Origin of the sequence: Pseudobacter ginsenosidimutans (assembly GCF_007970185.1) — a bacterium.
Lineage (GTDB): Bacteria > Bacteroidota > Bacteroidia > Chitinophagales > Chitinophagaceae > Pseudobacter > Pseudobacter ginsenosidimutans.
In genome coordinates, this window is record NZ_CP042431.1 from 7,657,317 (window position 1) to 7,670,381 (window position 13,065).

A 13,065-nucleotide genomic window follows, 5' to 3' on the forward strand; every position below is an offset into this window, starting at 1 on the left:
TTAGAATAAGAGGTTGCGGAGTTTTTCAGCTTGCAGGATCCTGATCTTGCCTTCCCGGATCTCGATGAGTTTTTCCGATTTGAAATCGCTCAGCGTACGGATCAGGCTTTCTGTGGCTGTGCCAACATACTGGGCAATGTCTTCGCGGGGAATATCGATGGCCTGTTGATCGCCATTGGGATTGAATTTTTGCTGGATATCTACCAGAGCTTTGGCAACCCGCTTGCGCAGGGAGTCGTAGGCCAGGCGAAGTAGCCGCTCTTCTTTTTCCTTTACATCGCGTGAGATCAGTTTGATGAAGCGGGTGGCAATATTCATGTCGTTGAATACGGCAGTAACGAAATCTTCTTTGGGGATCATTACTACTTCCGCTTCTTCCAGCACTTCTGCGGTGTCATCATAGCTGGAATTTTCCAGCAGGGCCACATGGCCTAGATAATCGCCGGCGCTGTAGAGATTGGTGATATATTCTTTTCCATCTTCATGTATGCGGAAAGTTTTGATTTTTCCACTTTTCAAATGATAGAGGAATTTGGGGCGCTTGCCTTCGTGGTAAACGATACTTTTTTTGGGGATACGCTCACTGTCGTATTCGTTGGGATCGAGGGTGATGAGGCCGGAACCTTTCAATTCTTTCAGCAGTTCATTGGCGCCCTGTTCGCCCTGCGCATATTGCGCCTGGATGATATTGAGTTTTTTAAGTCGGATCTCGATGGCCTTCAGCAATTCGATATCATCGAAGGGCTTGGTGATATAATCATCGGCGCCCAGTTCCATTCCCTTGCGGAAATCGCCACGCTCGGTTTTGGCAGTGAGGAAGATGAAAGGGATATGTTCTGTTTCCGGTCTGTTCTTCAGCAGGTGCAATACGCCGTAACCATCCAGTTCCGGCATCATGATATCGCATACGATGAGATCGGGCTTTTCACGGCCTGCGATCTCCACGCCGCGTTTGCCGTTTTCGGCGGTGTAGGTCTGGTAACCAGCCAGGGTCAGGATCTCGGCCGTGTTCTCACGTATGTCCGTATTATCATCAATTACCAGTATCGTTTTCATGGGGCTAAAATTACTACATAACCGCTATCATATGCCATATATGATAAAAATCAGGATTTTGGGTGAGTGGGGTCAAAGATCAGCTGGCGGTGTGCTGCTACTTTAGCAGCGTTAAATCTCAGGCATGGAAACAATAGTAACCGGTTCTCAGATCATTTGTTATCACTGCGGTGAAACCTGCGCCAATGAAAAGATCATGGCCGATAACAAAGCTTTCTGCTGCGAAGGCTGCAGGATGGTGTTCCGGTTGCTCAACCAGAATGGCCTTTGTGAATATTATGATCTCAACCAGCAACCCGGCGCCAATCAGCGCATCCAGGCGCGGAAAGATAAATTCGCTTTCCTGGAAGATGAGAAGATCCGGCAGCAACTGATCAGTTATGAAGACGAGAAACAAACGCATGTTACATTCTATCTTCCCCAGATCCATTGCAGCAGTTGCCTCTATCTCCTGGAGAACCTGCATAAACTCAATGATGGCATCATTTCCGCCCGCGTGAATTTCACCAGGAAGGAAGTGAGCATCGTTTACGACCAGCGCCTTGTGAATCTCCGCGAAACAGCGGAACTGCTCAATAATATAGGATACGAACCGTACATCAGCTTGCATGATCTGCAACACCAGCCACCCCGGATAAAAAAAAGAATGATCTATCAACTGGGAGTGGCTGGATTTTCTTTCGCCAATATCATGCTGCTCAGTTTCCCGGAATACCTGGGGCTGGAAGACGCTGAAAAGGGCCTCCGGCAGGTATTCCGTACTCTCAATGTGATCCTGGCATTGCCGGTTTTCTTCTTCAGCGCGCAACCTTTTTTTGCTGCGGCATGGAGCGGCATCAAACATAAATTTCTCAATATCGATGCGCCCATCGCGCTGGCAGTACTGGTCACATTCGTCCGAAGCATGTACGAAGTGATCAGCGGAACCGGCGCAGGTTATTTCGACTCCATGAGTGGCATCGTGTTCTTCATGCTGCTGGGCAGGATCTTGCAGGATAAAACCTATCAGCAACTGAGCTTCGACCGCGATTATACTTCTTATTTTCCCATAGCCGTCACCGTTATCAAAGAAGGTAAAGAGATACCCACTTCCCTCCCCGATATCAAACCCGGCGATACCCTGCTGATCCATTCACAGGAGCTGATCCCTGCCGATGGCATCCTCACCAAAGGCAAGGCTGCTGTGGATTACAGCTTTGTCACAGGTGAATCCGTTCCTGTGCAGAAAGAAATGGGTGAGCTCCTGTATGCAGGGGGTAAACAAACGGGGAATGCTATCGAGCTGCTGGTGATCAAGGAAGTGGCGCAGGGTTATCTCACCAAACTGTGGCTGCGCGATGAATTCAAACAATCACCCCGTGAAAAAGGCATTTCATTTGTTCACCTCTTGAGCAGGTGGTTCACTGTGATTGTGCTCACCATCGCAGCACTGGCTGCCATTTACTGGGGTGTTACCGATAGCAGCAAAGTATGGAATGTGATCACTGCCGTACTGATCGTGGCCTGCCCCTGCGCATTGTTGCTCAGCAACAGTTTCACCAACGGGAATGTATTGAGGATACTCGGCCGCAACCGCTTTTACCTGCGTGGTGCACAGGCTATAGAAGAAATTGCCAATGCCAATAGTATCGTTTTCGATAAAACAGGAACACTTACAACTACCCGCGAGCAGGATGTAGAATATGAAGGCCGGCCGCTGACCCTGGCTTTGCAGCAGGCAGTGACCGCCCTCGCTGCACAAAGCATCCATCCGCTGAGCAAAGCCATTGCTCAATATTTCAATGTCAAAAGCAATATGCGTGTGGAAGGATTCCGGGAAGTGGCAGGCAAAGGCGTGGAAGCTTACGTGAATGCACAGCTGATCACGCTCGGATCATCCAAACATGTGATCGGAATGCCCGAAAAAGAAGATGCAGGCTCATCCGTATTCCTTGCTGTGGATGGTGAATTCTACGGATTCTTCCGGGTGAAGAACCGCTACCGCGAATGTGTTCCCCAACTGGTCCAGGAACTAGGCAAGCACCATAAGCTCTCTGTACTCTCCGGCGACAACAGCGCCGAACGCCCTTATCTGCAGCATCTGATGGGCGAAGAGGCGCTGTTGCTCTTCCGGCAACAACCGGAAGACAAACTGAATTTCATCCGCCAGCAACAACTCAAAGGTAATAACGTGATGATGATCGGCGACGGCCTCAATGATGCCGGCGCTCTCCGCCAGAGCAATGTGGGGATCGCCATCACGGAAGACACCAATAACTTCACACCGGCCAGCGACGCTATCCTCGAAGCGTCACAACTGCCCAAACTCCCGCTCTTCATCAGGCTTTGCAGGGCCAACAGGAATATCGTGATCGCCAGCTTTGTGCTGAGCATTTTATACAATATCATCGGTATCTTCTTTGCCGTACAGGGTGTACTCTCTCCATTGATCGCTGCTATCCTCATGCCTGCGAGCAGCCTGAGCATCGTTACGATCACATTCGGCTGTTCAAACTGGTTAGCAGCCCGCTGGAAGCTCTGATCATCCGCCTCACCTGATTAAAATCATTTTGTCATCTAAGTGTAATCATTCCCCACGCATCCGCGCACCGGTACTTTTGACCATCAATCCGAAAGTATGAGTGTGATCATAATCTTAATCATCGCCAGCGTAAGCATCGCAGCATTCTTTCTGGCAGCATTCTGCTGGAGCGTGAAAGACAAACAATACGACGACGAGTTCTCCCCGCCCCTGCGTATGCTCTTCGACGATAAACCTGCAACAGATCCCGAAAAACAATAAAAGAAAACAGCCTCTCAGATCCTGAAACTAAATGTTATGCAGCCAGAAAAATTCTATTACGACAACAAGATTGTGAAATGGTTCGGTTATGCTACCCTGCTCTGGGGAGTTGTTGGTATGATCGCAGGCCTCTGGGCAGCCATCCAGATCTATGCACCATCGGCCTCGCTGAACTTAGCTCCCACAACATTCGGAAGGCTACGTCCCTTGCATACCAATGCCGTGATCTTCGCCTTCGTGGGCAACTGTATCTTCACCGGCGTTTATTATTCCCTGCAACGGCTCTGTAAATCCCGTATGTACAGCGATAAGCTCAGCTATATCCATTTCTGGGGATGGCAGGGCATCATTGTTGCAGCTGCACTTACACTGCTTATGGGTTTTACTACCGGCAAGGAATATGCGGAACTGGAATGGCCGATCGATATCGCCATCACTCTCGTATGGGTGATCTTCGGTATCAACATGTTCGGCACCATTATCAAGAGAAGGGAAAAGCACCTCTATGTTGCCATCTGGTTCTACATCGCTACCTGGGTAACCGTTGCGATGCTGCATATCGTCAACTCCATCGAATTACCGGTGAGCTTCATGAAAAGCTACAGCTGGTATGCAGGCGTACAGGATGCACTGGTACAATGGTGGTACGGTCACAATGCCGTAGCATTTTTCCTTACCACGCCTATCCTCGGTCTGATGTACTATTTCCTGCCCAAAGCAGCTAACAGACCTGTTTATTCTTACCGTCTTTCCATCATTCACTTCTGGGCACTCATCTTCATCTATATCTGGGCCGGCCCTCACCACCTGCTCTATACTGCGCTGCCCGACTGGGCGCAGAGCCTCGGTGTTGTATTCTCCATCATGCTGATAGCGCCATCATGGGGCGGTATGCTGAATGGATTGTTCACACTCCGCGGCGCCTGGGACAAAGTGCGTGAAGATCCCGTGCTGAAATTCTTTGTGGTTGCCGTAACCTGTTATGGCATGGCCACATTCGAAGGACCGATGATGAGCCTGAAGAGCGTGAATGCTATCTCCCACTTTACCGACTGGACCATCGCCCACGTACATATCGGCGGTCTCGGCTGGAACGGTTTCATGGCCTTTGGTATGCTGTATTACCTGATCCCGAAAATGTACGGAACGCAGATCTACTCGAAAAAACTCGCCAATAACCACTTCTGGCTCGGCACTATCGGTATCATCGTATATGCCATTCCGTTATATTGGGCAGGTTTTGCACAGGCCCAGATGTGGAAGACCTTCACGGAAGAAGGACAACTGAAATTCCAGTTCCTCGAAACCGTTACCCATATCATTCCCATGTATGTTACCCGCAGCATCGGCGGCAGCCTCTACCTCATCGGCGCCTTCCTGATGGTGTACAACCTGTACAAAACCGTTAAACAGGGGAAATTCATTGCCAACGAAGCAGCAGAAGCCGCTCCTATGGTGAAGGAACATTCACCTGTTCGCGAATACTGGCACCGCTGGATCGAGAAAAAGCCCATGACCATGCTCGTTATGAGCCTTATCGTAGTAGCTATCGGCGGCGCTCTGGAGATCATTCCCACCTTCCTGGTGAAATCGAACGTGCCCACCATCAGCAGCGTGAAACCTTACACTCCGCTTGAATTGCAGGGCCGCGATATTTACGTGCGGGAAGGCTGCTACACTTGTCACTCCCAGATGATCCGTCCCTTCCGCGATGAAGTGGCGCGTTACGGTGAATATTCCAAAGCAGGCGAATTCGTGTACGATCACCCTTTCCAGTGGGGCTCCAAGAGAACAGGCCCGGACCTCGCACGTGAAGGTGGCAAATATCCCGACAGCTGGCATTACAACCACATGCTGGATCCCCGCATCATGAGCCCCGGCTCCATCATGCCCGCATATCCATGGCTGTTGGATGCGCCCATCGATACCGCTTCCACCCCCGCCAAGATCAGGGCCATGCAGAAAATGGGTGTGCCCTATCCCGAAGGATTCGATAAAGAAGCCAATAAAGACCTGATGACACAGGCTAATTTCATCAAGCTCAGCCTGAAGGCCGATAAGATCGAATCCGCTTCCAACACAGAGATCATCGCCCTCATCGCTTACCTGCAAAGGCTGGGTAAAGACATCAAGGCGCAACCAAACACCACCATTCAAAAATAACAGACCATGAAGTTCATACACTATCTCGAAAAGATCACCGGCGTTAGCATCTACCCGCTCACTTCCTTCATCATTTTCGGTTTGTTCTTCCTGGGAGTATTGATCTGGGTAATGAAGACCGATAAAAAAAGATTGCAGGACATCAGCAGAATTCCGCTGGACTAAACCCAACCTTATGTTCCGATCAAGTGCAATAAATAAAAGAATGACAATGACCAAAAGACTGGCCCTGCTCTTGCCCGCGCTGGCAGCCACCCATTTCACATTCGCAAGAGAAGGATACGATCATCCGCCACTTCCCAGCTCTATCGGCGATCCAATGGTCACTATGCTGGTGATCATCATGGCGATCCTCCTGCTTATCATCATACTGCTGGCGCATGTGTTAACTGGCGCAGCATCCTTTTATTACAAACGTGAGAAAGAGATCGAAGCGGAAAAGAAAAAGATCAATGTTTCTTCCACCGTACTCACTGTTGCGGTACTATTCTTCTGCATGCCCCTATTTGCACAGGACGCACCGGCAGATGCTGAAGCAGTAGTGGTACAGGCCAAAAGTTTCGGCCCTCTTTCTGCAACTGCCTATTACCTCGTTACCGGAGTGATTGCAATTGAGTTGCTCGTGATCGTTGCATTGCTCTGGCAATTGCGCACATTCCTCAGTAGAGTAAAAAAGCAGAACGCAACAGAACATGAAAAAGCAACAAAACCTGCGGCCTGGAAAACCATTTGGGCGAAGCTCAACAGCCTTAAACCCATCGAACAGGAAAAAGCCCTGGTAATGGATCACGAATACGATGGCATCCGCGAACTGGACAATCGTCTCCCACCCTGGTGGCTCTACGGGTTCTACGGCACCATCATCTTTGCAGGCATCTACCTCTGGCGCTATCACGTGTCCGAAACAGCGCCGCTGAGCCAGCAGGAATTTGCTATCGCGATGGAAAAAGCGGAAGAGCAGAAAGCAGCCTACCTGAAAAAATCTGCCAATAACGTGGACGAGAATACTGTAAAAATGCTCACGGAATCCAGTGCCCTGGATGCAGGGAAAACAGTGTTCATTCAGAACTGTGCTGCCTGTCATGGTAAAGACGGAGAAGGCACTGTAGGCCCCAATCTCACAGATGATTACTGGTTACACGGTGGCAGCATTGCAGATGTTTTCAAATCTGTAAAATATGGCTGGCCTGAAAAAGGAATGAGGAGCTGGAAAGAAGACCTCAGTCCCGTACAGATCGCGCAGGTAAGCAGTTTCATCAAATCATTGCATGGCAGCAATCCTCCCAATGGAAAAGAAAAACAGGGGGAACTCTACCAGGAATCCGGCGCGGCCCCATCCGACAGCACTGCCGCAAAAGCAGACAGTTCGGTGGTATCAGCGAAGTAATACATAACATCAAAAGTTCAGGCAGTGGTGGAAAAAGAAAATATATCGAAAACAGGAGAAGGGAACAGAGAATCGTTCCGCGACAGGATCGCTACTGTAGACGAATCAGGAAAACGGAAATGGGTATTCGCCCAGAAACCGAAAGGAAAGCTCTACAATATCCGTACATACGTAAGCTGGTCTTTTTTTCTGCTTTTCTTTTCCCTCCCCTTCATTGAAGTGAATGGGCAACCGCTTTTTCTCTTCAATGTGGTGAAAGCAAAATTCATACTTTTCGGTAAAGTGTTCTGGCCGCAGGATTTTTTCATTTTCGGTTTGGGGATGCTCACTTTTATCGTATTCATCGTGCTGTTCACGGCAGCTTTCGGCCGCCTGTTCTGTGGATGGGTTTGTCCACAGACCATTTTCATGGAAATGTTCTTCCGGAAGATCGAATACTTCATAGAAGGCGATGCAGCGCAACAAAAGATGCTGGCAAAAGCTCCCTGGACGGGATCGAAGATCTTCAAGAAGGTTAGCAAGCATATCATTTTTTACATCTGTTCCTTCATCATTGCCAATTTCTTTCTATCCTATATCATCGGTGTAAAAGAACTCTGGAAGATCATCACGGAACCGGTAACCCAGCATATCGGCGGCTTTTTGTCCCTTGCTGTTTTTTCCGGCGTCTTCTATGCCGTATACGCTTTCTTCCGTGAACAGGTCTGTACTGTGATCTGCCCCTATGGCCGTTTACAGGGCGTATTGTTGGATAAGAACTCCATGATCGTTGCCTACGATTATCAGCGCGGCGAGCCAAGAGGTAAGTTCAATAAAAAAGTGGAACGAATCCAGGGTGATTGTATCGATTGTTTCCAGTGCGTGAAGGTTTGTCCAACAGGGATCGATATCCGAAATGGCACGCAGATGGAATGCGTAGGCTGTACCGCCTGCATAGACGCCTGCAATGCCATCATGGACAAAATAAACAAACCATTGGGCCTTATCCGCTATGCTTCTGAGCTCGGTATCGAGAAGAAAGAAAAACTTCAGTATACCGGCCGAATGAAGCTCTACACCGTGTTGCTGGGTGTGCTGGTGACCGTGCTCGCCTTCCTCCTGGTAACACGGAAAGAGGTGGACACCACCATCATGAGAACACCCGGCATGCTCTACCAGGAGCGTGGAACCGACAGCGTTAGTAACCTGTACAATATCAAAGTGGCCAACAAAACCACCAATTCCATTCCGCTGCAGCTCAAACTGGAAAATGTAAGCGGACAGATCGAGATCATCGGCGGCCATTCCGTTCAGGTGAAGGAACAGGGAGAAGGCACTGGCTCATTCTTCATCGTGCTGCCACGAAGCATCATCCATGAAAGAAAAACATTACTGAAGATCGGAATCTACAGCAACAACAAAAAGATCGATGTGATCTCCACCAATTTTCTCGGACCGGTCCAATGAGCACATCACCATCAAAATAAGAAATCATGACACTCAATTGGGGACATAAACTCACCATCTTCATTTGCGCCTTTGCCGGTATGATCATCCTGCTGGTGTACAAAAGCACACAGACCAACTTCGACCTGGTGACCAAAGAATATTACAAGGACGAACTGAAATACCAGGACGTGATCGATGGCACCAAACGCGCCAACAGTCTTGCTTCCAAAGCAAGTGTTGTCAAATCCGGGGAAACCATCGATATTCAGCTTCCGGAAGAGATGAAAGGACTGGCTATCACCGGTTCCGCCTGGTTCTACTGTGCCGCCGATGCTAAAAAAGATCTCAAGATCTCTTTGGCCGTGAATGCAACAGGCAAACAGCAGATCAGCAGTCAGCTCTTACTGCCCGGCAGATATACAGTAAAACTAAACTGGACAGCAGGTGAACAGCAATACTATTCTGAAACTTCCTTAGACATTCAATGATCATGTGGCCGGTGATCACAGCAGCAGGATTGCTCGGACTGATGAGCAGCGCACATTGCATTGGCATGTGCGGACCGCTGGCTATGTCATTGCCGGTGTATCATTTATCGAAAACAGGACAGTTATTGTCGATGCTGCTCTACCATTCGGGCCGCATCATCACCTATTCCGTATTGGGATTGTTGTTCGGCCTTGCAGGCAGAGGGCTTTACCTCGCCGGCTTCCAGCAATGGTTTTCCATCGCCACCGGCATCATCATGATAGTACTGGCGGTATATTATTTTTTAGGCAGATCGAATGGATACCCGAAATGGGTACAAAGCTGGTATTTACCGTTACAGTCGTTGATGGGAAAATTATTGAAAAAGACGAATACGATTTCTTTCCTTCTCCTCGGTATGGCGAATGGATTGCTTCCCTGCGGGATGGTGTATATCGCTATCATCGGCGCCATTGGTCTATCCGGTCCAATACAAAGCGCCGGCTTCATGTTCTTCTTTGGTCTCGGCACTTTCCCGGCCATGTTCCTGATGAGCTGGTTCGGGATTCGCATCAGCATCGACGTTAGATTGAAACTGAAACGGGCAGTACCTTTTATCATTGCTGCCATGGGTGTGATCCTTATCCTTCGCGGCATGAATCTCGGGATACCGTTCATTAGTCCCGTGCTGAGCACTGAGCATTCTCCCGCCGCGGGCTGCCATTAACATTACAGTTATTGTTTAGCAGACAGGTCCGGCAATTCCACTGTAACCGTTGTTCCTTCTCCCAATTTACTTTCCAGACTGATCTTTCCCTGGATCAGGTCCACATATCGCTTCACGATATGCAGCCCCAGCCCGGTTCCCTGGATATTCACGGCATTGCGGCCGCGGAAGAAACTGGTGAACATATGGTGCTGATCTTCTTCGGCAATACCGATGCCCTTGTCCTGCACAGAAAGATGCAACAGATCATTTTCATTGGAAGCGCTTACCTGTATGGGTGAGCCTTCAGGCGAGAATTTTGCGGCATTACCGATCAAATTGATGAGAATATTCCTGAGCAGTTTCTTATCGGTTACAATCAGATCATCGCCGGAGCAACTGATATTGATCTCCTGCCCGGGTTTGAGCAGGGTCTTCATTTCTTCCATTATGTCTTCCAGGAATTCTTTCAGGTCCACCGGTCCGGTAGTAGTAAGCACTTTTCCTTCTTCCAGTTTTCCGAGAGAAAGGAAGTCTTCCAGGAGGTCATTGAGATGTTTAACGGAGTCGCGTATGCGCTTGAGGTGACGGTCGCGCTTGTCCTGATCATCCGACTGCGTGTATTTGCCGATCAATGCGGCTGAGGACAGCACGGTACTGAGAGGGGTACGGAACTCATGTGATGCCATGCTCACAAAACGCGATTTGATCTCATTGAGTTCTTTCTCCTTATCCAGTGCTTCGCTGAGGTTTTGTTGTGATCTCTCCAGTTCCTGCAGGGCGTCTTTCAGGATCATGGTCCTCTCTTCCACTTTATTCTCAAGATCGGCATTGAGCGTGCGGATCTCTTCGGTTACATGCTCCAGTTGTTCGCGTTTTTCCATCAGGCGCTGCTCAGATTCCTTACGCTGTGTGATGTCCACAATAAAAGCGATCACGAAGAATTCGTTCTTCTGTTTGTAAAAGCTGAGGCTCACTTCAACGGGGAATTCCTCGCCTGTTTTGGTTTTGGCGAAGAGATCACGGCCATGCCCCATACTTCGGTTGCCCGGTTTTTTGTAGAAACCTTCACGGTAACCAGAATGCGCATGATGAAAGCGACCCGGGATCAGCATTTCAATGGCCTTCCCCAGCAGTTCATCCTTATGGTAACCGAACAATTGAAGCGCAGCAGGATTCACCAGCACGATCTCACCCTTTTGATTGGTAAGGATGATGCCTTCCGTTGCATTATCAAATAACGCTTTCACCTGTTGCTGATCGTTCTCCAGTGAGCCGTAGATCTTTTTGATATAGATCACGGCAATCATGGTGAGTAGTACAATGATGCACTGGAACAACAACTGCAACAGCAATAACTGTGTGCTGCCTGCTTCACGCGGGTAGAAGCCGGAAAGCAGGATCAGCGCCAGGCTGACGATACCGAACAGTTTGGTAAGGTTATCGTTCTGCAGGAAGACAGTGAGCAAAGTGGCTGCCACAAAGCCTCCGTAGAGAAAACCGATATCGGGATAAATGAACTGCAATACGGCTGTGCATACCGTTAGTATGGAACAGAACAGCAGTACATTGAGCGCTTTTTCTTTGAACATCAACACAAATTATATTAAAATTTACAAGTAACACTTACAGCTTTCCTGAAAAAAGATAGTTCAACACCTGATTTTAATCAGTTTTTTTCTTCTCCTGCCGGATTAATTTGCCGCTGTATGACAGAACAGTTCCTGAAGATAGATGAGCAAACTCCCGTTACAGAGATCGTGAACGGGGATTACCGTACGGCAGACGTATTGCTCAAATACAATATCGATTTCTGCTGTGGCGGCCGGTGGCCCCTGCAGGTAGCCTGCGAAGCCAGGGGAGTAAGTACAGACCTGGTGATACAGGACCTGGAGACCGCAACCCGCCGTATCCTGATTTCACCCAACCTGAATTTCAACAGCTGGCCGATAGATTTCCTTACGGATTACCTGGTGCATGTGCATCATGCTTATATGAAAGAAGCATTGCCATCGATCCATGATCATCTCACCAAATTTGTGGCCGGGCACCGGAAGAAATTCCCTTACCTGGATGAGCTGCAGGCGCATTTCATGCAACTGTACAGGAAGATGCCATCGCACCTGCAGCAGGAGGAAGAAGTGTTGTTCCCCTATATCAAAAGGATCAACCGGGCTTTCAATGGGAAGGAACCTTATGCAGAACTGCTGGTGCGCACATTGCGCAAGCCCATCGCCGCACGCATGGAAGAGGAGCACCAGCAAACGGAAGAACTGCTCGGCAATTTCCGCAGGCTCACCGGTAATTACAGTACGCCCGAAGATGCTTGTGTAAGCCATCGTGTGGCCTTCCTGAAATTACAGGAACTGGACCAGGACCTGGTGCAGCACATGCGATTGGAAAATGAAATTTTGTTCCCACGCGCTATCGCGATAGAAAACACCCTGCTTGGAAAATAGCAGGATATGGTTCAGGCACTGAAGGCGGTCACCCTGCAAAACGGGGTGCGCCTCCTCTACCTGAAACGAATGACAATTTCCACTATCTTTAAGAAGAGAACCACTACCCCACCCAGTTGCCGCTTTCACGTATAAAACCGAAATATTATGATGGGAAAATTAAGTGCAGCGGATATCGAAGAGATCTTAATCAAACAGATAGTTGGCCGGATCGGCTGCCATGCAGATGGACTTACCTATGTAGTGCCTATCAGTTATGCTTATGATGGAGCTTACGTATATGGACATACGCATGAAGGCATGAAACTGGCGTTAATGCGAAAGAATCCTTCTGTTTGCTTTGAAGTGGACGAAATGCAGAACATGGCCAACTGGAAGAGCGTGATCCTCCAGGGAAAATTCGAAGAGCTGGATGATCCGCAATTGCGCAAACATGCGCTGGATATTCTCAATAACCGGGTGCTGCCCGTTATCAGCAGCGTTACCACTCATCTTTCCCCTTACTGGCCCTTCCCGCCTGACGATTATAAAGAGATCAAAGGCGTGGTGTTCAGGATCGCCGTGATCGAAAAATCCGGCAGATTTGAGAACGATCAGTCCGGTCGTCCGTAGATTT

Annotated in this window: 12 protein-coding genes; 10 read left to right on the top strand and 2 right to left on the bottom strand. The window is 49.0% G+C overall.

Annotation, left to right across the window (positions count from 1 at the left end):
- Positions 1–1,056, bottom strand: a complete 1,056-nt coding sequence (locus FSB84_RS30030; RefSeq protein WP_130543676.1) for a response regulator — start codon at positions 1,054–1,056, stop codon at positions 1–3.
- Positions 1,057–1,180: 124 nt separating this feature from the next.
- On the opposite strand from FSB84_RS30030, the gene FSB84_RS30035 reads away from it, so the two are divergent.
- The 8 genes from FSB84_RS30035 to FSB84_RS30070 all read left to right on the top strand — a co-directional run bounded on the left by FSB84_RS30035 (position 1,181) and on the right by FSB84_RS30070 (position 10,011).
- Positions 1,181–3,577 (top strand): heavy metal translocating P-type ATPase, encoded by a 2,397-nt coding sequence (locus FSB84_RS30035; protein WP_130543675.1) that lies wholly within the window; start codon positions 1,181–1,183, stop codon positions 3,575–3,577.
- A 96-nt stretch (positions 3,578–3,673) separates the two neighbouring features.
- Positions 3,674–3,838, top strand: coding sequence for a cbb3-type cytochrome oxidase assembly protein CcoS (ccoS, locus tag FSB84_RS30040; protein ID WP_130543674.1), 165 nt, complete (start codon positions 3,674–3,676; stop codon positions 3,836–3,838).
- 36 nt (positions 3,839–3,874) lie between these two features.
- On the top strand, positions 3,875–6,001 hold the full coding sequence (gene ccoN, locus FSB84_RS30045; RefSeq protein WP_130543673.1) for a cytochrome-c oxidase, cbb3-type subunit I: 2,127 nt from the start codon (positions 3,875–3,877) through the stop codon (positions 5,999–6,001).
- Between the two features lie 6 nt (positions 6,002–6,007).
- Positions 6,008–6,166: a CcoQ/FixQ family Cbb3-type cytochrome c oxidase assembly chaperone gene (locus tag FSB84_RS30050; RefSeq protein WP_130543672.1), complete on the top strand. Its 159-nt coding sequence runs from the start codon at positions 6,008–6,010 to the stop codon at positions 6,164–6,166.
- Positions 6,167–6,212: 46 nt separating this feature from the next.
- Positions 6,213–7,388, top strand: coding sequence for a cbb3-type cytochrome c oxidase N-terminal domain-containing protein (locus tag FSB84_RS30055; protein WP_158644183.1), 1,176 nt, complete (start codon positions 6,213–6,215; stop codon positions 7,386–7,388).
- Positions 7,389–7,412: 24 nt separating this feature from the next.
- Positions 7,413–8,834, top strand: a complete 1,422-nt coding sequence (gene ccoG / locus FSB84_RS30060) for a cytochrome c oxidase accessory protein CcoG (RefSeq protein WP_225979930.1) — start codon at positions 7,413–7,415, stop codon at positions 8,832–8,834.
- A 26-nt stretch (positions 8,835–8,860) separates the two neighbouring features.
- Positions 8,861–9,304, top strand: a complete 444-nt coding sequence (locus FSB84_RS30065; protein WP_130543670.1) for a FixH family protein — start codon at positions 8,861–8,863, stop codon at positions 9,302–9,304.
- Entirely contained in the window at positions 9,301–10,011 is a 711-nt protein-coding gene (locus FSB84_RS30070; RefSeq protein WP_130543669.1) for a sulfite exporter TauE/SafE family protein, read from the top strand. Before FSB84_RS30065 ends, FSB84_RS30070 begins: the two co-directional genes overlap by 4 nt.
- An 8-nt stretch (positions 10,012–10,019) precedes the next feature.
- Here FSB84_RS30070 and FSB84_RS30075 read toward each other — a convergent pair whose 3' ends face one another.
- A complete protein-coding gene (locus FSB84_RS30075; RefSeq protein ID WP_225979931.1) occupies positions 10,020–11,582 on the bottom strand; it encodes a PAS domain-containing sensor histidine kinase in 1,563 nt (520 codons plus the stop codon).
- A 117-nt stretch (positions 11,583–11,699) separates the two neighbouring features.
- Between FSB84_RS30075 and FSB84_RS30080 the strand changes: the two genes are divergently transcribed.
- Positions 11,700–12,449, top strand: coding sequence for a DUF542 domain-containing protein (locus tag FSB84_RS30080; RefSeq protein ID WP_130543668.1), 750 nt, complete (start codon positions 11,700–11,702; stop codon positions 12,447–12,449).
- Between the two features lie 147 nt (positions 12,450–12,596).
- Positions 12,597–13,061 (top strand): pyridoxamine 5'-phosphate oxidase family protein, encoded by a 465-nt coding sequence (locus FSB84_RS30085; RefSeq protein WP_130543667.1) that lies wholly within the window; start codon positions 12,597–12,599, stop codon positions 13,059–13,061.
- The last annotated feature ends 4 nt before the right edge of the window (positions 13,062–13,065 follow it).

What these genes read in the sequence shown, in the direction of transcription:
- FSB84_RS30030 (WP_130543676.1), bottom strand. Translation starts at nt 1,056, where the DNA reads ATGAAAACGATACTGGTAATTGATGATAATACGGACATACGTGAGAAC.
- FSB84_RS30035 (WP_130543675.1), top strand. Translation starts at nt 1,181, where the DNA reads ATGGAAACAATAGTAACCGGTTCTCAGATCATTTGTTATCACTGCGGT.
- ccoS (WP_130543674.1), top strand. Translation starts at nt 3,674, where the DNA reads ATGAGTGTGATCATAATCTTAATCATCGCCAGCGTAAGCATCGCAGCA.
- ccoN (WP_130543673.1), top strand. Translation starts at nt 3,875, where the DNA reads ATGCAGCCAGAAAAATTCTATTACGACAACAAGATTGTGAAATGGTTC.
- FSB84_RS30050 (WP_130543672.1), top strand. Translation starts at nt 6,008, where the DNA reads ATGAAGTTCATACACTATCTCGAAAAGATCACCGGCGTTAGCATCTAC.
- FSB84_RS30055 (WP_158644183.1), top strand. Translation starts at nt 6,213, where the DNA reads ATGACCAAAAGACTGGCCCTGCTCTTGCCCGCGCTGGCAGCCACCCAT.
- FSB84_RS30065 (WP_130543670.1), top strand. Translation starts at nt 8,861, where the DNA reads ATGACACTCAATTGGGGACATAAACTCACCATCTTCATTTGCGCCTTT.
- FSB84_RS30070 (WP_130543669.1), top strand. Translation starts at nt 9,301, where the DNA reads ATGATCATGTGGCCGGTGATCACAGCAGCAGGATTGCTCGGACTGATG.
- FSB84_RS30075 (WP_225979931.1), bottom strand. Translation starts at nt 11,582, where the DNA reads ATGTTCAAAGAAAAAGCGCTCAATGTACTGCTGTTCTGTTCCATACTA.
- FSB84_RS30080 (WP_130543668.1), top strand. Translation starts at nt 11,700, where the DNA reads ATGACAGAACAGTTCCTGAAGATAGATGAGCAAACTCCCGTTACAGAG.
- FSB84_RS30085 (WP_130543667.1), top strand. Translation starts at nt 12,597, where the DNA reads ATGATGGGAAAATTAAGTGCAGCGGATATCGAAGAGATCTTAATCAAA.